The sequence below is a fragment of the Halobacillus dabanensis genome, assembly GCF_900114165.1.
GTDB classification, from domain to species: Bacteria; Bacillota; Bacilli; order Bacillales; family Halobacillaceae; genus Halobacillus; species Halobacillus dabanensis.
The window spans coordinates 177,915-197,628 of record NZ_FOSB01000001.1; the positions used below are offsets into that span (position 1 = coordinate 177,915).

The 19,714-nt window shown below is 41.9% G+C and carries 24 protein-coding genes, 1 pseudogene and 1 other annotated feature; of the genes and pseudogenes, 24 read left to right on the forward strand and 1 reads right to left on the reverse strand.

The window, feature by feature from the left end:
• The first annotated feature begins 30 nt into the window (after nt 1-30).
• The 24 genes and pseudogenes from minC (at nt 31) to yajC (ending at nt 19,134) form a co-directional block, all read left to right on the forward strand.
• Nucleotides 31-717 carry a septum site-determining protein MinC gene (gene minC / locus BMZ58_RS00850; protein ID WP_075034668.1) on the forward strand — a complete coding sequence of 229 codons (687 nt, stop codon included), beginning with the start codon at nt 31-33 and terminating at the stop codon, nt 715-717.
• Nucleotides 710-1,507 (forward strand): septum site-determining protein MinD, encoded by a 798-nt coding sequence (gene minD, locus BMZ58_RS00855; RefSeq protein WP_075034669.1) that lies wholly within the window; start codon nt 710-712, stop codon nt 1,505-1,507. The genes minC and minD overlap by 8 nt, the downstream gene beginning before the upstream one ends.
• A 225-nt stretch (nt 1,508-1,732) precedes the next feature.
• Nucleotides 1,733-2,500 carry a M23 family metallopeptidase gene (locus BMZ58_RS00860; RefSeq protein ID WP_075034670.1) on the forward strand — a complete coding sequence of 256 codons (768 nt, stop codon included), beginning with the start codon at nt 1,733-1,735 and terminating at the stop codon, nt 2,498-2,500.
• Entirely contained in the window at nt 2,487-3,344 is an 858-nt protein-coding gene (locus BMZ58_RS00865; RefSeq protein ID WP_075034671.1) for a site-2 protease family protein, read from the forward strand. The genes BMZ58_RS00860 and BMZ58_RS00865 overlap by 14 nt, the downstream gene beginning before the upstream one ends.
• An 11-nt stretch (nt 3,345-3,355) precedes the next feature.
• Nucleotides 3,356-4,783 (forward strand): ribonuclease E/G, encoded by a 1,428-nt coding sequence (locus tag BMZ58_RS00870; protein WP_075034672.1) that lies wholly within the window; start codon nt 3,356-3,358, stop codon nt 4,781-4,783.
• A gap of 36 nt (nt 4,784-4,819) precedes the next feature.
• Nucleotides 4,820-4,893: a sequence feature (ribosomal protein L21 leader region), on the forward strand.
• A 13-nt stretch (nt 4,894-4,906) separates the two neighbouring features.
• Entirely contained in the window at nt 4,907-5,215 is a 309-nt protein-coding gene (gene rplU / locus BMZ58_RS00875; protein WP_075034673.1) for a 50S ribosomal protein L21, read from the forward strand.
• A gap of 12 nt (nt 5,216-5,227) precedes the next feature.
• On the forward strand, nt 5,228-5,557 hold the full coding sequence (locus BMZ58_RS00880) for a ribosomal-processing cysteine protease Prp (protein ID WP_075034674.1): 330 nt from the start codon (nt 5,228-5,230) through the stop codon (nt 5,555-5,557).
• A 14-nt stretch (nt 5,558-5,571) separates the two neighbouring features.
• Nucleotides 5,572-5,862: a 50S ribosomal protein L27 gene (gene rpmA, locus BMZ58_RS00885; protein WP_075034675.1), complete on the forward strand. Its 291-nt coding sequence runs from the start codon at nt 5,572-5,574 to the stop codon at nt 5,860-5,862.
• Between the two features lie 284 nt (nt 5,863-6,146).
• On the forward strand, nt 6,147-6,662 hold the full coding sequence (locus BMZ58_RS00890) for a Spo0B domain-containing protein (RefSeq protein WP_075035079.1): 516 nt from the start codon (nt 6,147-6,149) through the stop codon (nt 6,660-6,662).
• Between the two features lie 14 nt (nt 6,663-6,676).
• The gene (obgE, locus tag BMZ58_RS00895) at nt 6,677-7,960 is read left to right on the forward strand and encodes a GTPase ObgE (RefSeq protein ID WP_075034676.1); all 1,284 of its coding nucleotides are present in this window, start codon (nt 6,677-6,679) and stop codon (nt 7,958-7,960) included.
• Between the two features lie 17 nt (nt 7,961-7,977).
• A complete protein-coding gene (locus BMZ58_RS00900; protein ID WP_075034677.1) occupies nt 7,978-8,427 on the forward strand; it encodes an ACT domain-containing protein in 450 nt (149 codons plus the stop codon).
• A 14-nt stretch (nt 8,428-8,441) separates the two neighbouring features.
• Nucleotides 8,442-9,317 carry a prephenate dehydratase gene (gene pheA, locus BMZ58_RS00905; RefSeq protein WP_075034678.1) on the forward strand — a complete coding sequence of 292 codons (876 nt, stop codon included), beginning with the start codon at nt 8,442-8,444 and terminating at the stop codon, nt 9,315-9,317.
• A 171-nt stretch (nt 9,318-9,488) separates the two neighbouring features.
• A pseudogene (gene safA / locus BMZ58_RS21720) lies at nt 9,489-9,636 on the forward strand (SafA/ExsA family spore coat assembly protein); the annotation flags it as partial.
• A gap of 1,017 nt (nt 9,637-10,653) precedes the next feature.
• Nucleotides 10,654-11,613, forward strand: a complete 960-nt coding sequence (locus BMZ58_RS00915; RefSeq protein WP_075034680.1) for an aminoglycoside phosphotransferase family protein — start codon at nt 10,654-10,656, stop codon at nt 11,611-11,613.
• A gap of 35 nt (nt 11,614-11,648) precedes the next feature.
• The gene (gene nadE, locus BMZ58_RS00920; protein WP_075034681.1) at nt 11,649-12,386 is read left to right on the forward strand and encodes an NAD(+) synthase; all 738 of its coding nucleotides are present in this window, start codon (nt 11,649-11,651) and stop codon (nt 12,384-12,386) included.
• A gap of 70 nt (nt 12,387-12,456) precedes the next feature.
• Nucleotides 12,457-13,008, forward strand: a complete 552-nt coding sequence (locus BMZ58_RS00925; RefSeq protein WP_075034682.1) for a YhcN/YlaJ family sporulation lipoprotein — start codon at nt 12,457-12,459, stop codon at nt 13,006-13,008.
• A 78-nt stretch (nt 13,009-13,086) separates the two neighbouring features.
• Nucleotides 13,087-13,842, forward strand: a complete 756-nt coding sequence (locus BMZ58_RS00930) for a YebC/PmpR family DNA-binding transcriptional regulator (protein ID WP_075034683.1) — start codon at nt 13,087-13,089, stop codon at nt 13,840-13,842.
• Nucleotides 13,843-13,923: 81 nt separating this feature from the next.
• Nucleotides 13,924-14,487 carry a BofC C-terminal domain-containing protein gene (locus BMZ58_RS00935; protein ID WP_075034684.1) on the forward strand — a complete coding sequence of 188 codons (564 nt, stop codon included), beginning with the start codon at nt 13,924-13,926 and terminating at the stop codon, nt 14,485-14,487.
• Nucleotides 14,488-14,625: 138 nt separating this feature from the next.
• Nucleotides 14,626-15,243 carry a Holliday junction branch migration protein RuvA gene (gene ruvA / locus BMZ58_RS00940; protein ID WP_075034685.1) on the forward strand — a complete coding sequence of 206 codons (618 nt, stop codon included), beginning with the start codon at nt 14,626-14,628 and terminating at the stop codon, nt 15,241-15,243.
• A gap of 171 nt (nt 15,244-15,414) precedes the next feature.
• Entirely contained in the window at nt 15,415-16,416 is a 1,002-nt protein-coding gene (ruvB, locus tag BMZ58_RS00945) for a Holliday junction branch migration DNA helicase RuvB (protein WP_075034686.1), read from the forward strand.
• A complete protein-coding gene (locus BMZ58_RS00950; RefSeq protein ID WP_075034687.1) occupies nt 16,413-16,610 on the forward strand; it encodes a DUF2905 domain-containing protein in 198 nt (65 codons plus the stop codon). Before ruvB ends, BMZ58_RS00950 begins: the two co-directional genes overlap by 4 nt.
• Nucleotides 16,611-16,663: 53 nt before the next feature.
• The gene (gene queA, locus BMZ58_RS00955) at nt 16,664-17,689 is read left to right on the forward strand and encodes a tRNA preQ1(34) S-adenosylmethionine ribosyltransferase-isomerase QueA (protein ID WP_075034688.1); all 1,026 of its coding nucleotides are present in this window, start codon (nt 16,664-16,666) and stop codon (nt 17,687-17,689) included.
• Between the two features lie 34 nt (nt 17,690-17,723).
• The gene (gene tgt / locus BMZ58_RS00960; RefSeq protein ID WP_075034689.1) at nt 17,724-18,860 is read left to right on the forward strand and encodes a tRNA guanosine(34) transglycosylase Tgt; all 1,137 of its coding nucleotides are present in this window, start codon (nt 17,724-17,726) and stop codon (nt 18,858-18,860) included.
• 16 nt (nt 18,861-18,876) lie between these two features.
• On the forward strand, nt 18,877-19,134 hold the full coding sequence (yajC, locus tag BMZ58_RS00965; protein ID WP_075034690.1) for a preprotein translocase subunit YajC: 258 nt from the start codon (nt 18,877-18,879) through the stop codon (nt 19,132-19,134).
• 78 nt (nt 19,135-19,212) lie between these two features.
• Here yajC and BMZ58_RS00970 read toward each other — a convergent pair whose 3' ends face one another.
• On the reverse strand, nt 19,213-19,596 hold the full coding sequence (locus BMZ58_RS00970; protein WP_075034691.1) for a TIGR04086 family membrane protein: 384 nt from the start codon (nt 19,594-19,596) through the stop codon (nt 19,213-19,215).
• Between the last annotated feature and the right edge of the window lie 118 nt (nt 19,597-19,714).

Below are 19,714 nucleotides of genomic sequence, written 5' to 3' on the forward strand. Positions count from 1 at the left end.
GGAAATGTCTAAGGTTCGGGGTGAAAGCCTATGACGGCGAATGGTCAGAAGGTAATGATTAAAGGAACTAGAGATGGGCTTACTTTGCATTTGGATGACCAATGCTCGTTTGAATCCATCCTCAAAGAATTACAAGAACAACTATCTATGAATGGCTTGACTGAAGAACACCCGATGATTCGTGTGACGATTCAGCTTGGCAATCGTTATTTAAATGAGGAACAAAAGGAGAAGCTTTCTGCCGTTGTCAGAGAAAAACAAAAACTAGTTGTCGAACAGATTGAATCTGACGTACTGACGAAAGAAGAAGCTCTTGAATGGAAAGAGAATACGGAAATAACACCTGTGGCAAAAACAGTCCGTTCAGGCCAACGGATTGAAATAAAAGGGGATTTGCTTTTAATCGGAGATGTAAACCCTGGGGGGCAAATCCATGCCACCGGTAACATTTTTGTTATGGGCAGTTTAAGAGGGATCGCTCACGCCGGGACTGGCGGGAACACCCAGACGGTAATTGCAGCGTCTTATATGCAACCCAGTCAATTAAGAATCGCTGATCAATTGAGCCGATCACCGGACTATGAATCAGAAGGCGTCTATATGGAATGCGGATTTATAGATGATTCGCATGGAAAGATCCGCATCGACCGACTTCAAGAAGTAGTGAAGAAAAGACCGGATCTTGTCAGTTTTGAAAGGAGAATGATCAATGGGTGAAGCGATAGTAATTACCTCCGGAAAGGGAGGGGTTGGAAAGACGACAACTACTGCCAATCTGGGGACCGCTTTGGCCTTGCAGAAGAAGAAAGTTTGTCTTGTTGATACTGATATCGGTCTCAGAAACCTGGATGTGGTGATGGGGCTTGAAAACCGCATCATATATGATATCGTCGACGTAGTTAACGAGCGTTGCAAGACGAAGCAAGCTTTAATTACGGATAAGCGTTTCGACTGTCTTCATTTATTACCGGCAGCCCAAACTTCTGATAAATCAGAGGTTACCCCAGAAGGTATCAAAGGAATTGTCGATGAATTAAAACAAGATTATGATTACGTTGTTATCGACTGTCCGGCTGGTATAGAGCAAGGGTATAAAAATGCCGTAGCGGGTGCAGATAAAGCGATAGTCGTGACAACCCCGGAAAAATCAAGCGTGCGTGATGCTGATCGTATCATTGGTCTACTGGAACAAGAAGAGATGGAATCTCCGAAGCTTGTCATTAATCGTATTAGAAATCATATGATGAAAAATGGTGACATGTTAGATGTTGATGAAATTGTTAATGTGTTGTCGATCGATTTGTTAGGGATTGTGATTGATGATGATGCTGTTATCAAAGCATCTAACAGTGGTGAGCCTGTCGCGATGAAACCGAACTCGAAAGCCTCTCTTGCTTATCGTAATATAGCTAGAAGGATTCTAGGCGAAACGGTCCCGCTTATGAATTTGAATGAAGAACGTGGAATGTTGGCCAAAGTGAAGCGGTTCTTCGGAATGCGCACATAATATAAAGCTTTCTAACCTGTCATGACTCATGACAGGTTTTTTAGTAGTTCTATAGAAAGAACCCTGTATAATGGACAATCCGAATGTTCCTCATACCCGTCATTATAGCGAAATTCCATCTCCTTGAAATAATTAAAAGATCAAGCGCAATTATTTTTAATATTAATAATCAGACCTCTCGTCCCATAGAATGATAGAAAAAGACGTCAAGAGAGGGGTTTGTTTGTGAAAAAGAATATTCGTGACGTTCGAAGAAATATAGCCGATCGAAAAAAGAAAAAAATGCATGGACAGGGTTCTAGTCCTCCTAAAGTAATTTCTCCACCGCAAGATGAAGAAATGCATGGTTATCCTCCTTTAGTTACAGGGTTTGGAAATAAAAGCGGGTCTGATCTTAAACAAGAAAGTGGTACAAGTCATTTTGGATTGCAGATTTTCTTTGCCGCGTTATTATTTGCTATGGTTGCTCTTGGTAAAAATACGGACATGCCGATCATTCAGGGCCCTGCTGATTGGACGGCGACGAAAATGCAAGAGGATTTTCCTTTTGCCACAGTCACTGCCTGGTATAGTGATCGTTTTGGTGACCCCTTACAAGTCATCCAGCCAAAAGAAGAGGTGGGACAAGAACCCCTGGCTATGCCTGTCAATGGCACAGTAACCACATCATTCCAGAACGATGGTAAAGGGATAATTTTAACAACAGAAAATGGTTCGGAAGTCAATTCTGTGCGTGAAGGAACTGTTATTTTTGCTGGGAATGACCCTGAATCAGGGAAAACCGTAATTTTGCAACATGAGGATGGAAGTAAAACAACGTATGGTTATTTGTCTTCTATAGATGTTTACCTTTATGAAAACGTTCCATCACAAGCCAGTTTAGGGACAGTAAAAGCAGAAGAGGGGAATAATGCTGAATTTTTCTTCGCAATCGAAAAAGACAATACATTCTTAGATCCTGTACAGGTCATCAAAGTGAATGAAGGACCTTAAAATCCATAAGGCGGTTCATATACACCCCCTCTTTTTTCTGCTTGCTCTTTCTGCTTTTTTGACAGGTGCAATTTATGAATTCATTGTCCTGTTTTCTATCGTTTTCATTCATGAAATGGGTCACTTTCTTATGGCTTGCTTTCATGGTTGGCGAGTGAAGCGAATGGAAATCTGGCTCTTCGGCGGCGCTGTAGTGAGTGAAGAACATAACACTAGACCCTTCCATGAACAGGTGCTGGTAATATTGGCAGGTCCTTTGCAACATATATGGATCTATGGGTTGCTGATTGTACTTGAAACGATTGTGGGATCACATTCGTTGCTCTCTACAGCATTTTTGTATAATGGTATTATTCTCGGTTTCAACATGTTACCGATTTGGCCGCTCGATGGTGGCAAGCTTTTATTTTACTTGTCTAATTGTTGGCTGTCTTTTAAAAAAAGTCTATTATTGACACTCTTTCTATCGATTATGTTTATGATCCTGGCTGGATGTTGGTTGTTTTTAGATGAACGCTGGACACTTGCTACGATTTTGCTGACAGCATTCTTGCTCATTGAGAATGCTCTGGAGTGGAAGCGCCGTCCTTATACTCAAATGCGATACTTACTTTATTGTGCTTATCAAAATCGAGAAGGACTGAAGACAAAGTATATAAATATCAATCAAGATACAATGGTTCGCGATGTGTTGGGAAATGTCCGCTCGAACCGTCATCATAAGTATGTATTGAAACAAGCGTCTCCATTATATATAGTAGATGAACAAGAATGTCTGAAGGCCTTCTTTGAAAAAAAAGATGCCCATCTGAAGATGAAGGACATTCCTGAAATTGCTATATAATGAGGGATTAGATGAGAAAGCTCGTCATACAAACAAAACCTTTAGAGAAAACAGGAGTAGTCATAGAGAATGAGGAGATTTGTGAATATGTATTTGACAGGCCCGGAGTCCGCACACTTACGGGGTCTATTTTTTATGGGGAAGTGACCAGAATCGATAAAGGTTTGGGAGCAGCATTTGTCGATATTGGGAAAGAGCGTCCTGCTTTTTTGCGGAAAGAGGAGATTCCGTGGTGTGACGGAAAGATTGATTCTACTTTAGTCATTGGGGAAAAAATGGCGATTCAGATAACAAAGGAACCGATCGGGAATAAGGGAGCACAAGCGACGGCTGACATAACATTACCAGGTCTCTATATTGTTTATCAGCCTTATGCGAAAGGGAATATCGCGCTTTCGAAGAAACTGGGGAAAGAAAAACGTGGTCAGCTTGAAGGTTTGTTGAAATCCGAGCTTTCTGAATCGGAAGGTGCTATCGTAAGAACTGCTGCTGGCACTGAGGACAAGCAAGTAATAACGGAGGAAGTCCGAGTCTTGAAAGCACAGTGGGAAGACATAGAAAAAAGTAAACCAAAAAAGCCCCAACTTTTATGGGAAGAACAACTCATCCCCGACAAGTTGATTCGTAAGTTCCCTGTCACCTCCATAGAAGGAATTATGGTCGATGATCCTACGGTCTCAAGAAATTTAAGGGAAAAGTATCCTTCGTTATCCCCCCGTATTCAGTGGGAGAAAAACGTTTCAAGTCATTTACCTGTATCGATTTCCGTGCTGCAAGAGAAATTGACAAAATCTGTGGTAGAAATGGACAATGGTGTCCAATTAGTGATTGAAAACACAGAAGCAATGACTGTTATTGATGTTAATAGTCATCAGGTCAAAGGAAAAAGCTTTTCTAATTCTCAAGCTTTCGAAGTCAATCTTCTTGCAGCAAGAGAAATCCAAAAACAGATCCGTTTGAGGAATCTATCAGGGATTATTATTATCGATTTTATCTCTATGAAGAGCCGCGAGAAAGAAAAACGCCTTCTGGCAGAAATGAAACATCTTGTGAAGAATGATCCCATAAGAACAGATGTACTTGGAATGACTTCCTTAGGTTTGATGGAGATGACAAGAAAACGAGAATGGCAAGGCTTTGCAGCTTCATTAATCGAAGTCAAAGAGATTGGATTCACAGCTGAAACGAATCTTTACAGGCTAGAGCGGGATCTTTTAGAGAAAAGAAATTCTGAAGCGGTTTTAATCGCCGTTCATCCAGATTTATTAGAAACGAAAAAACGATTGCTTTCCGATTCGATTTCTAGTAAAATTCCACAGGAGCTGTTTGTTAGGATGGATACTGATATCCATGGCTATCAAATAGAGCTTGAAGGGTCTTTGGACATGATCCGGGAAGCTATTCAGCGTCGCGGATATCATGTTGACAACTTGTTTTGATCTGTGGTAACATTATTTTGTTATTCTAGTAGCACTCCGTTGCTACAACCGCACAGAACAGGTTTTTAAACCGATTTTCCGGTACCTGAATGGCGAGTCTGAGTTTAATGAGGAGGTGCAAGTATGTACGCAATTATTGAAACTGGTGGTAAGCAAGTAAAAGTAGAACAAGGCCAGGAGATCTACGTTGAAAAAATGGACGTAGAAGCTGGTGAATCTGTCACTTTTGACAAAGTTCTTTTCGTAGGTGGAGATGAAACGAAAGTGGGCGCTCCTTACGTTGATGGTGCTTCTGTAACAGCTAAAGTTGAAAAACAAGGTCTTCAGAAGAAATTGACTGTCTTCAAATACAAGCCTAAAAAGAACTACAAGCGCAAACAAGGTCATCGTCAGCCATACACGAAACTTGTCGTTGATGCAATCAACGCGTAAGGTTCGTCACTGATGATACATGTATCGATGTTTCGCTCACAAGGAGATATTACAGGCTTTGAAATATCCGGACATGCGGAGAGTGGCCCTTATGGTCATGATCTAGTGTGTGCAGCTGTTTCGGCTGTTTCATTCGGGGCTGTCAACGCCATTGTGAACCTTTGTGGATTTGAACCTGATGTCGAGCAAGGTGGCGAAGGTGGATATTTGAAAATCATTCTTCCAGGCGGATTGAATGAACTCATTCATTCGAAAGCCCAAACCTTACTAGAAGGCATGCTGGTGTCCTTAGAAACGATTGAACAAGATTACGGACAATATATTAACATATCCCAACGATAAGGAGGTGAAGACTCATGCTGCGTCTTGATTTGCAGTTTTTCGCCCAGAAGAAGGGTGTAGGTAGTACAAAAAACGGTCGTGATTCCGAGTCTAAACGTCTTGGAGCTAAACGTGCAGACGGACAACAAGTAACTGGTGGTTCTATTCTTTACCGTCAACGCGGTACTAAGATTTATCCAGGTGCGAACGTTGGACGTGGAGGCGATGACACATTGTTCGCAAAAGTGGACGGTGTCGTTAAATTCGAACGTTACGGACGTGACCGTAAAAAAGTCAGCGTTTATCCTGTAGCACAGGAAGCGTAATTCAATAAGCCTTTAGCAAAAAGCCGCGCTTTTCATTTAGCAAAAGCGCGGCTTTTCTATATGATTCATCCAAATTTAGGTGTTACTTGTAAGCTTTAGATACCAACAGAAGGTGCGTGGTTTTCACTATCCCAACAATATCTAAGTAGGTGGGTATTTTCCAATGATTTGGTATAGTGGTAGGAGCCAGTTCGGTTTTAGGACTTTTTAAAGAATAAGTTTTTTGTTTCCTTGAATCTTTGCTATAATTTTTATTATTATAGTTGAACGGGGGAGCTGAAATGATGGAAGAAAAAGATATCATTGCGCTACTCAGGCATAAGCGTCATGACTGGATGAATCAAATTCAATTAATCCAAGGTTACGCTTCACTTGGAAAACAGGATCGGTTACTCTCGCAAATCGAAGAGGTGAAGGAAGAAGCGGAAGAAGAGCGCAAGTTATTAAATAGCGATGCCTTACTTTTCCCTCTCTGGTTATTAGCTTTCAATTGGGTACATAAAGCATATCGGCTTCGATACTTTATTAGAAATGAAGTTGATTTATCCCGTCATGATCAGAAGTTGACTGCTTATGGTAAACGGATGATTGAAATCCTGGATGAACATATAGGTAACGAAGATTTATATGAGGGTATACTTACTATATACGTAGGTGGACAGGATACACTAGGTTTGAGCTGGGAGTGGGAAGGTTTATTCCACGATCCCGGTCTTTTGAAAGAGAAATTGAATGAAGAAGGTTTCATAGCAACGATTTTTGAAAGCAAAGAACTTTCTATCGAGATGACGATAGAATGAAGAGGTGAATAGACATGTTTGTCGATCAGGTTAAAGTATTTGTCAAAGGCGGAGATGGCGGGAACGGTCTTGTTGCATACCGTCGAGAAAAATATGTTCCAATGGGCGGACCAGCTGGCGGAGACGGTGGAAATGGCGGTAATGTAATTTTTGAAGTGGATGAAGGACTCAATACATTGATGGATTTTCGTTATCAACACCACTTTAAAGCTGCTAGAGGGGAAAATGGAATGAACCAGAAGCAGCATGGTAAAAATGCTGAAGCATTGGTTGTGAGTGTACCTCCAGGAACCACTGTCAAAGAAGCAGATACGGATAAAGTGATCGCTGATTTAACAGAACATAAACAACGTGCTGTCATTGCAAAAGGAGGCCGTGGGGGACGAGGGAATGCCCGTTTTGCCAACCCGAGAAACCCAGCTCCTGAAATTGCAGAAAATGGAGAACCGGGTGAAGAACTTAATATTGTTGTCGAACTGAAGTTGTTAGCAGATGTAGGATTGGTCGGTTTTCCAAGTGTTGGTAAGTCAACCTTTTTATCGGTCGTGACTGCAGCTAAACCTAAGATAGCGGATTATCACTTTACAACATTATCCCCGAACTTAGGTGTCGTAGAAACTCAGGATCAGCGTAGTTTTGTTATGGCAGATTTGCCAGGACTAATTGAAGGGGCCCATGAAGGTGTAGGTCTTGGACATCAGTTCTTGCGACACGTCGAGCGAACCAGGGTATTGTTACATGTTATTGATATGTCAGCAATGGAAGGACGAGACCCCTATGAAGATTATGTAACCATCAATAATGAATTGTCCTCTTACGATCAACGTTTAGAAAATCGTCCACAAATTGTTGTAGCGAACAAGATGGACATGCCTGAAGCAGAAGAGCATCTGGAACTGTTCAAAGAGCAGCTCGGGGATGAAGAAGTAGAGATTTATCCGATTTCTACAGTTACAAGGGCTGGTTTGGATGAATTGTTATATGCTGTTGCAGATAAACTGGATCAAATTCCGAAACAAGAAGAGCAAGTGGAAGAAGTAGATGAACGGGTTATCTATAAGTATGAGAAAGAAGAAGCACCATTCAAAGTGACACGTGCCGATGATGGAGCATATGTCTTATATGGAGAGAAGATTGAATCTTTATTCAAGAGAACCGACTTTTCAAGAGACCAATCCATTAATAGGTTTGCAAGGCAGATGCGTACCATGGGTGTTGACGAAGCACTTAGAAAACGCGGAGCTAAAGATGGCGATACCGTACGTTTGCTTGATTATGAATTTGAATTTGTTGATTAACGAGGGGAGGATTCTTCATGGCGGATTATAATGAAAAGTTTTATTTAGTCCGTAGCGACATTCTCCCAGAAGCAATGATGAAGACGATTGAAGCAAAAGAATTATTGGAGCGTGGGAAAGTAGAGTCGATTTTTGAAGCCGTTCAGCAAGTCGGTCTCTCTAGGAGCGCTTTTTATAAATATAGAGATGCGGTTTTTCCATTTCAGGCGATGGTTAAAGAACAGATGATTACTTTATTTTTTCATCTGGAAGATCGTAAAGGAACGTTATCTAATTTGTTAATGACTGTCGCAAATTCAGGATGTAATGTTTTAACGATTCATCAGACGATACCATTACAGGGGAAAGCGAATGTTACACTCTCTTTAAATACTTCCGGAATGGAAGGAAGTATTGAAAAATTGTTACAGCAATTACACAAACTTGATTTTGTGGATCGCGTTGAAATACTTAGTACGGGAGCATAATTGGAGGGGAAACGATGTCGGAACAGAAGATTGGATATTTGGGACCTAAAGGTACGTTTACCAAAATGGCGGTGGATGCTTTATTCGATGGAGGAAACTATATTAGCTATGAAAGCATACCGGCATGCCTGGATGCTGTGGAGGCTGGGGAAATCAGCACGGCTGTTGTGCCGATCGAGAATGCAATAGAAGGCTCCGTTCATTTAACGATAGACTATCTTGTGCATCAGGTGAAACAGTCGATCATAGCGGAACTGACGGTCCCCATTAAACAACATTTGTTGGTCCACCCAGATGAGCAAGGTGAAAAAATACACAAAATTTATTCGCATAGTCATGCTATAGCTCAATGTCATCAATACTTGCATAAGCGGTATCCTGAAGCGGAATTGGAATATACTGCTTCTACTGGCAAGGCTGCTGAGATTGTCGCTGATGTGGGCCGCGGTTATGCAGCTATCGGGAATCATTTAGCAGCTGAGGAAAATGGATTGAAAATTTTGGATACTGATATTCATGATTATGACAATAACCATACTCGTTTTGCTGTAGTACAAAAACAACCTCAGACATTAAAGGTAAAAGATCACCCAGTAACAAAGCATAAAACGACGGTGATGGTAACCTTGCCGAAGGACTATGTAGGAGCTTTGCATCAAGTCCTCGCAGCTTTCGCCTGGAGGAAAATGAACTTATCAAAAATTGAATCGAGACCGATGAAAACAGGTCTCGGCAACTATTTCTTCTTAATAGATGTCGATCAACCATACGACCAGGTTCTTTTTCCTGGCGTGCAGGCAGAACTTGAAGCCTTAGGGTGTCAATTAAAAGTACTCGGAACTTATCCAAGTTATCAGATCGACATCCCTACACCTGTTCAAAAGGTGTGATCCTCTCAACCCCTTGAGGCCCGATAATTATTGGGCTTCAGGGGGTTGTTTATATTTTTTTGAGAATTATTATAGGCTTTTTCATCAATCTTTCGGCTTGTGTTGCATAGAGTGTTATGAAGCTATTATTGCCTTATTGTTTTTTAGAATTACAGGAAGGGAGTTGCAGATGTGAGAATTCACATTGTACAAAAAGGGGATACACTCTGGAAGATTGCCAAGAAATATGGGGTCGACTTTGAACAGTTAAAATCCATGAATACCCAGCTTTCCAATCCTGATATGATTATGCCGGGTATGAAAATCAAAGTCCCTCAAGGAACGAAGCAAGTGAAGAAAGAGGCGCCGAAGAAGCCGGCTCCGAAGAAAGAAATGCCAAAACAGCCGGCTCCAAAGAAAGAAATGCCTTCTCAACCACCTTATAAGGATACTTCACCGAAGCCGATTCCATCTATAAAGGAAGATGAGAAAAAGCCAGCACCTAAAGGTGTGATGGAAAAACCGATGCAGCCGATGCAACCAATCAATATGAAGATGCCTATTTCCATGCCGAATATCGATCAACACATGCAGAATTACTATACAACATTTCACCTGCCACAAATGCCGATGCCACAAACTAAAGAAGAATACACGGAAGATTCACCAAAAGAAGAAGTAAAAGATACGAAGACACCGCCAATGCCGAAACAACCTGATAATCAATGGATGCCAGAGCAACACTACAATGAGCCAATGCCACAGCAACAATACAACCAACCAATGCAACAACAACCTTATAGCCAACCGATGCAACCCCAACTTGTTCACACCGACTTTTATTGTTGTCCGCCCCATCCGGTCATGATGCCGATACAGCCTCAGCCTCTTATGCCAATGTATCATCCAATGCATATGATGGGTGATGATGAATCCGACGATGAGATGGTCCAAGGTGCTCAATCTGGCGGTGATTGCGGCTGCGGTGGAGGTGGTGGTGTTCAAAGCCCGCAACCTTATGGTCCTATGATGGGACCTATGGGAGGCTACCCTCCTCATGGCCACCCTCAGTCTTGGCAGCAAACTCCTTATGGAGGGATGCAACATCCGATGGGCTATGGGCCACCACAACCTCAGCAAGGGTGGGGACAGCAGCCTCAGCAAGGGTGGGGACAGCAGCCTCAGCAAGGATGGGGACAGCAGCCTCAGCAAGGATGGGGACAGCAGCCTCAGCAAGGATGGGGACAGCAGCCTCAGCAAGGATGGGGACAACCGAATCCACAGCAGATGGGACCATGGAACCCACAACAAATGGGCCAAGGATATCAAGAACAGCCTTGGAGGGACGATGATGTAGATGAAAGTTGAACAACGAAAGGGCGATTCATACACGGATCGCCTTTTTCATTGGCTGCAAATAGAGGAACGTCTACCGATAAAATATGAACGGACAATCAAACCAAAAGTATACAAAGTTCTTTATGATGGAGAGCCTTTCATATTAAAGGGTTATCGAAGGATGCATGTCATTCAGCAACAGATCGAATTTTTTGAACACTGGAACTATGCCTATAAAATCGCAGCCCGCCCCTTTCCCCTTGCACCTGGGATCTATACGAAAAGTAAACTGGGATGTGATTGGGCGCTTTTCGAAAGGATTAATGGCAGGCATGCAGATTTCGACCGTGATAGAGACCGGAAACGAGCGGTGCGCATCCTTCATCACTTTCACCGTACTACTAAAGGTATAGCCGTGTTGTCTATTCCTAAAGATCCTTTGTATGTTAAATGGGAAAGGAGACTGGAACAGTTTGAAGCGACAAAGGATATTTTTACAGATTTCAAAAAACAGGATTTGTATAGGGAACTTAAGTCCTGTATGAGTAAACGGTTAGAGGAATTTACTGACCATCCATGGGGAGTGGTGGAGGAAAAAGCATGGGAAAACCAGGAGTGGCTACATGGGGATGTAGCCCACCATAATTTTATCATCAATGATGAAAAACAAATCAAGTTGATTGATTTTGACCTTCTCCATACGGGTCCTCGTTTATATGATCACATTCAACTTGCTCAACGATTTCTTCCATACATTGAATGGAGAAGGTCGCTGTTATTGAAGTATTTTCCACATGTTGAGGATCGTGACATTTGGTGGAAAGGGGTTCTGGTTCCTGCAGACCTTTTACGTGAATGGTTATATGGTTACAGGCAAAGTATGAGAGAGGAAGCGACTATGGATCGCCATTTAGGCAAATTAGAAAAAGCCTGGGGGAGCCGGAAGAAGTTTGTCCGATATGCTGAACATATGCTATGATTAGGTATCATATGTGTGAAAGGATGAACAATCCGGTGGAACAAAAAGTAAAAGAACTCGTGTCGTGGTTACAAAAACAAGTGAAGGAGGCAAATGTAAAGGGATTACTAGTTGGTGTCAGTGGTGGTATCGATTCCGCTGTTGTAGCGAATTTGATTAAACGTGCTTTCCCTGATAATTCCCTTGGGGTGATCATGCCTTGTAAAAGTCAATCTGATGATCAGACTCATGCTCAAAGCGTTGTTGAAGCCTGTGAGCTTTCCGTCATGACAGTTGATTTGACTGAGACTCACAACATAATGTTTTCAAATATTAAACAGCAGTTAGAACATACTGAATCTTTTAATGAGGAAAAAGAAAAACTCGCAGATGCTAATTTGCGTGCTCGTTTGAGAATGAGTACGCTTTACACAGTAGCTACGAACCATAATTACCTTGTGGTTGGTACTGATAATGCAGCTGAGTGGTACACCGGATATTTCACTAAGTTCGGCGATGGAGGTGTGGACCTTGTACCTCTAGTCCATTTAACTAAAGGTGAAGTCAAGGAGATGGCTGAATACTTGGGTGTCCCAAATGAAGTTATCCATAAACAGCCTAGCGCAGGGCTTTGGGAAGGGCAAACGGATGAAAATGAAATGGGCACAAGTTACGCGAATATCGACCGTCATCTCAAGGGAGAAGAAATCCCTGAAGAAGACCGGAAAATCATTGAAGAGATGCACAAGCGATCAGCTCATAAACGCCAGCTTCCACCAGCACCCCCGAAATAACAATGGCGAATATTGACAGACTAAAACATTCTTCTGGAACCCATAGTAAGGGTAAAAGGAGAATGTTTTTATGTGGAGAATATTAAGTGTTGCCTTTCTTGTCAGTCTGACATTGTTAGGGTGCCAAGCGGAAGATTCAAAAGAACTGCAAGAGGAAAAATCATCCTACGAACCTCTCGGGTATGAAGAGGATGGTGGAATAGATCGTCGTGGAAAAATACCGACCGGAAAAGACAGCTACTTTAAACGAACTGCAGAAGAAGAATTCCGAAAATCCCAGTATAACCAGACGAACCGTTCTCATGATAATGACTTCAATAACGAAGATGCCATGGCAGTTGTGGAGAAAGTTCATGAATTAGACGAAGTAACTATGGCCCAGGCGTTTTCGACCGATGATCATATGTATGTAGCCATTATGGTAAATCCGTATGATCGACGAGATCAGTCTATAACCGAAAAGGTGGAGGGAAAAGTAAGGGAGATGACAGATAAGAAGATCACGATCTACACCAACAATAATGATTGGGATCATAGGAAAAATTTAAACTCCAGGCTGAAAGCTTCTGAAGCTCCGGATCGTTTGAAAGAACGAATTCGACACTTCTTCAATCAGGAATGAAGCACTCACTTTTAAGAGTTCTTATGATTGTGATATATTAATTGAAGAAAAGATTTGCTTGGGAGAGGAGAATGTCCAATGGCTGGCCATTCAAAATGGAGTAATATTAAGCATCGTAAAGGCGCACAAGATGCTAAACGGGGAAAACTGTTTATGAAACTGGCCCGCGAAATATTCATGGCTGCAAAACAAGGCGGAGGTGATCAGGAAACGAACCCCGCTTTACGTCTAGCTGTAGATAAAGCAAGGTCCAATAATATGCCGAAAGATAACATCGATCGGGCTATCAAAAAAGCGACAGGTGATCTTGAAGGCGTTAATTATGAAGAGTACACATATGAAGGATACGGTCCTGGTGGAGTTGCTGTCATGGTAAAGGTGCTGACAGATAATAAAAACCGTACAGCAGCAGACGTTCGTCATGCTTTTAATAAGAATGATGGTAACCTCGGGGAGAATGGTTGTGTGTCCTTTATGTTTAATCGGTCTGGTTACCTTGTCATCGACCGATCCACTACAGATGCGGACGAAGAAGAAGTTATGCTCGAAGTCATCGAAGCTGGTGCAGAAGAAATGGAAACAACAGAAGGGCAGTTTGAAATATATACCGATCCGGAATCTTTCTCTGAAGTGAAAGATGCTCTTCAGTCTAACGGATACGAATTTACTACAAGTGAAGTCACTATGATTCCTGAGACTTATACAGAGCTCGGTGAAGATGGTGTGGAGAAAATGCTGAAGCTCATTGATATGCTTGAAGATAACGACGACGTGCAGGAAGTTTATCACAACCTTGACGCAGATGAAGAGATTCTTGAAAAATTATCATCATAATAATTCCCTTTTGCTATGATAATAACTTCTGTTTCTGGACACACTAGAAACAGAAGTTATTTTAGTTAGGGGGAACCTGTCATGAAGCGATGGGCATTGATTGTTGGGTTAGCGATCGGATTTGCCGTGATCAGCTATACGATCATTGATCAAACTCCACCGAAAACTGTCAAAGATAATACACCACAGCGAACAATCCAAGTCAAAGAAGAAAATGCAGTGAAAACACTAGTGAAACCTGAACCATTGAAACTGACGGTAATATTAAAGGAGCATTATATAGATGGGGTAATGGAAACGACCAGAAAAGAAGAAACAATCTGGTCAATGATGGATTTTTGGGCTTCCTATGAGGACTGGACGCTTGAAGACCAGCAGTTGGACAGAGTCGTGTTTGAAAGAAAAGTGGAAGATATCTCCCCATTGACAAAACAACAAGGGTATTTCGGGTTGACAAACGATGGGGAGTTGGCTGTATTCCAAGGAGTACCAAATGAAGGTAAAGTAATGGAGTCTTTTAAACCAGTTCCTATTAAGCCGCTAGAGTCGAAGCGAGAGAGCGAACTTAAGGATGGAATCAAAATTAAAAATTACCGTCATTTTGAACAAGTTGTCCGCCAATATTCAGAACAGGGGGAAGTATAATAAATTAGTAAACAGCCGCAAAATTGTGTGGCTGTTTCTTCAATTTACGGGGTCTGGCTTTCTTTTGGCAATGGGCGAACATGTGCTTGTATGTTACAATGAAAGTGATAGAAATAAAGGTAGAGAGGGATACTGAAAATGATTAGTTACGTGAAGGGACGAGTGACGACGCTTGATGAAGGGTCGGTTACTATAGAGATAAATGGTATGGGGTATGAAGTTCTATGTGCCAATCCATTTCATTTTCAAGATAACATGAACCAGGAAGTAAAGATACATACATATCATTACATAAGAGAAGACAATCAAACCTTGTATGGTTTCAAGAAAAAAGAAGACAAACAATTATTCGCCCAATTGTTAAATGTATCAGGTATCGGTCCTAAGGGGGCATTGGCAATTTTAGGTACGGTAAGTGTTCCGGAGTTCGTTTCAGCGATAGAGCAAGAGGATGATAAATATTTGACCAAGTTTCCAGGGGTCGGGAAAAAGACCGCCCGCCAAATGATCCTTGATTTGAAAGGAAAGCTTGTCGTGTGGTTACCAGATGAGGAAAATGAGAACACACTTTTCTATCAGGAAGACCTCTCTTCAAAAGAGAAAAAAGCACTTCTGGAAGATGCGCTTGAAGCCTTGAAAGCATTGGGGTATACGGAAAAAGAAGTGAAACTTGTACGTACGGAGCTTGAAAAAGCCAAGCATGGTAGTGTTGATGATTATGTCCGTCAAGGCTTACAGCTGCTCATGAAATCATAAACATGACTTTATGACAAATTGTTAAATAGCTCCCAAACTTCTGCCGGGTTGCAAATCTTCAACTCCAAACAAATTACTAAAAATAAAGGAATACATCGGAATTTTCCTTTTTGTGTAAAGATGGATGTAGGGAAAAACAAAAACATTTGAATTATAGAAGGAGGGATATTTGTGGAAGATCGAATGATATCAGGAGAACAACAAGATGCGGATCAGGAAATTGAGCTTAGCTTAAGACCGGAAAAGCTTAACCAGTATATAGGTCAGGATCAAGTGAAAAATAATTTAAGAATCTTCATAGAAGCGGCGAAAATGCGGAATGAACCGCTTGATCATGCCTTATTATATGGACCTCCGGGATTAGGAAAAACAACGCTCGCTTCTATTATAGCTAATGAAATGGGCGTACAATTCCGCACTACTGCTGGTCCTGCTATTGAAAGAGCAGGTGATTTAGCAGCTATTTTGTCTTCGCTTGAGCCGGGAGATGTGCTCTTCATTGATGAAATTCATCGTTTACCACGGTCAGTAGAAGAGGTGTTGTATCCCGCAATGGAAGATTTTTGCCTGGACATTGTTGTTGGGACAGGACCTAGTGCCCGTTCTGTTCGGTTGGATTTGCCCCCATTCACCCTTGTGGGTGCTACAACCAGAGCTGGCCTGCTTTCTGCTCCATTAAGAGATCGATTTGGAGTGCACAGCCGCTTAGAATATTATGATACAAAAGCTCTTTGCTCCATTGTCCAGAGGACTGCGGAAATTTTCTCTGTGGATATTGATTATCATGCAGCGGTTGAAGTAGCACGTCGCTCACGCGGGACGCCCAGGATTGCCAACCGTCTTCTCAAGCGTGTTCGGGATATAGCTCAAGTGAAAGGGGAAACGGTAATCAGTAAGGAGACTACTCAAGAAGCTCTAGAGATGCTTCAGGTTGATGCAGAAGGGCTTGATTTTATCGATCATAAACTTCTCAAAGGAATCATGGACAGTTTTCAGGGAGGGCCTGTCGGGCTGGATACAATTGCTGCAACCATTGGCGAGGAATCCCAAACAATTGAAGATGTCTATGAGCCTTTTCTTTTACAAATCGGTTATATCCAGAGGACTCCAAGAGGGCGTGTAGTTACACCCAAAGCTTATGCTCATTTTAATAGGGAGGTGCCTGGCTCTTGACGGGGTTCGGGAAAATCTTTATTGTAATAGGGATTGTGTTCATTGTTATCGGTTTGCTATGGAGTATCTTTGGCAAATTGCCGGGAGATATTAACTTTAAGAAGGGGAATGTTACCTTTTATTTCCCGATTATGACTTCAATTATTGCTAGCATCATCTTATCATTGATTTTTTATTTGATAAGAAAGTTCTAGCTAAAAACAAAGACGTTATTTACTATATAACATGGAAAGAATAGGGGATAGACATGGATATAAAGCAGTATGATTTTGAGCTGCCGGAAGAATTGATTGCTCAGGTACCACTTGAGGATCGTACCGCGTCACGCTTGATGGTCTGTGACCGTAATAAGGAAACGATTGAACATCGTCACTTTTCCCAAATAACAGACTATTTAGAGGAAGGCGATTGCCTTGTTTTGAATGACACAAAGGTTTTGCCTGCTCGTTTGTATGGCGCTAAGGAAGATACCGGTGGGAAAGTGGAAGTTCTCTTACTTCATCAAACGGAAAGCGATGAATGGGAAGTGCTTGTAAAGCCTGCGAAAAAAGTCAAACTTGGTACGAAGATCGTTTTTGGTGATGGACAGCTTATAGCTGAATGTACGGACCTTCAAGAGCACGGAGGAAGAAAAGTCAAATTCAGTTATGAAGGAATCTTTCTCGAAGTCCTCGAGTCCCTTGGTGAAATGCCATTGCCGCCATACATCAAGGAACAGCTTCCTGACAGAGAACGATACCAAACTGTTTATGCTAAGGAAGAGGGGTCGGCAGCTGCTCCTACCGCAGGGCTGCACTTCACCCGGGAATTGTTACAGGAACTTGAAAACTTGGGCGTAGAAATCGCCTATTTGACTCTGCATGTGGGACTGGGTACTTTCCGTCCAGTTAGTGTGGAACAAGTAGAAGATCATGATATGCATGCAGAGTTCTACCAACTGAACAAAGAAACAGCAGACAAATTGAATGCGGTAAGGGCAAGCGGTGGAAGAATTATTTCTGTTGGTACCACTTCAACAAGAACGTTAGAAACCATCATCCGGGATTATGGAACCTTTAAAGAAGCAAAAGGATGGACAGATATCTTTATTTATCCACCGCAAAAGTTAAAGGCGATCGATGGGTTGATTACTAATTTCCACTTGCCAAAATCCACGCTGATCATGCTAGTCAGTGCTTTTGCAGGGCGAGATTTTATACTTGAGGCTTACAATCGGGCCGTTGAAGAAAAGTATCGTTTCTTCAGTTTTGGAGACGCGATGTTTATCAAATGATCCATTAGATCAAGAGTAAGAAAGGGTAGAAAAAATGGCAATCACATATGAATTGATAAAAACATGTAAACAGACTGGCGCCCGGCTGGGGAAAGTTCACACCCCCCACGGGTCCTTCGAGACACCTATGTTTATGCCTGTCGGTACGCTAGCGACAGTAAAAACCATGAGCCCAGAAGAATTAGAACAGATGGGGGCACAAATCATCCTTTCCAATACTTACCACTTATGGTTGCGCCCTGGCGAGGACATTATCCAGGAAGCTGGAGGTCTGCATAATTTTATGAACTGGAATGGTTCCATATTGACAGACTCAGGCGGCTTTCAGGTTTTCAGCCTCAGTGATTTGAGGAAAATCGAAGAGGAAGGGGTTCATTTCCGCAATCATATCAGTGGAGAGAAGTTGTTCCTTTCACCTGAAAAGGCGATGCACATTCAAAATGCTTTAGGTCCTGATATTATGATGGCCTTTGACGAATGCCCACCATATCCTGCAGAACATAAATATATGAAAGACTCAGTGGAACGTACAAGCCGTTGGGCGGAGCGTTGTCTAGAAGCGCATCAACGCCCGCATGATCAGGGGTTATTTGGAATTATTCAGGGAGGAGAGTATGAAGATCTCCGCCGTCAAAGTGCTCAAGATCTTACTTCCATGGACTTCCCAGGATATGCTATCGGAGGCCTGTCTGTCGGTGAACCGAAGGATGTTATGAATCGCGTACTTGAGTTCACAACTCCTCTTATGCCCGATCAAAAACCTCGCTATCTAATGGGAGTCGGTTCACCAGACTCATTGATCGATGGGAGCATCCGTGGAGTGGACATGTTTGACTGTGTACTGCCAACACGAATTGCTAGAAATGGTACACTCATGACTTCTGAGGGAAGATTAGTCGTACGTAATGCGAAATTTGCTCGTGATTTTCGTCCGATTGATGAAAATTGTGATTGCCATACGTGTCGTAATTACAGCCGTGCGTATATCCGCCATCTGGTTAAAGCAAATGAAACATTCGGGTTCAGACTTACGACTTATCATAATCTTTATTTTCTGTTAAACTTAATGAGGCAAGTGCGTGAAGCCATTAGAGAAGATCGACTCGGTGACTTTAGAGATGAATTCTTTGAACAGTATGGTTTCAACAAACCAAACGCAAAGAACTTTTAGAAAGGGGGGGGAATAAATGGATACATTAGTAGGTCTTTTGCCAATAATTCTAATGTTTGTCATTTTCTATTTCCTATTGATTCGACCGCAACAAAAGAAACAGAAACAGGTTCAACAAATGCAGTCGGATTTGCAAAAAGGTGATAGAATCATAACTATCGGAGGAATGCACGGTACAATTCATGCTATAGATGAAGGTACACTTGTGATTTCTGTACAAGATGGTACACAAATGAAATTCGATCGTTCATCCGTTCGAGAAAAATTGAACTAATCCAAACTCAATCCCGCTACATTTCTTGTAGCGGGATTTTAAGTTCTATGCTGTTTTTCATTACCTTTTTCAACTGTTTCACCTTTTTGCTGTTTTTCTTGGTAAATTCACACCGATCATCCCACCAAGCCAGGCAGCAAGAACTAATCCCCCGAAGTAACTCAACTGTGGTAACGTTACCCAAGAATTTTCAAAAATGATTTGGAACAGTACCATAGCGCTTACGAAAATCAGTCCTGTCATTCCTCCAGATAACCAACCTTTTTGTTCCCCTTTATAAGCGGCAAGCATCCCTCCGAAGGCAAGAATACTAATCCCTGCAACCAGTGCGAATTGATTCAGCGTTTGATATTCCATTCCTGTAAACCTGAGAAGGATTGCTAAAACACCAGCAGAAACAATCATTAAAATGAAAATAGAACCAATCCCGTAACCTAGAACCCCTTGTAACAACTTTTTCATCTCATCCCCCCTAAATTAGCTTGTCATTAAAAATATATGCATGAATTCTATATAGATAGAAGTAGATATTTTCCTATGGTCTTGAATAGATATAAGTAAAGTCCGTCTAAAAGGGGAA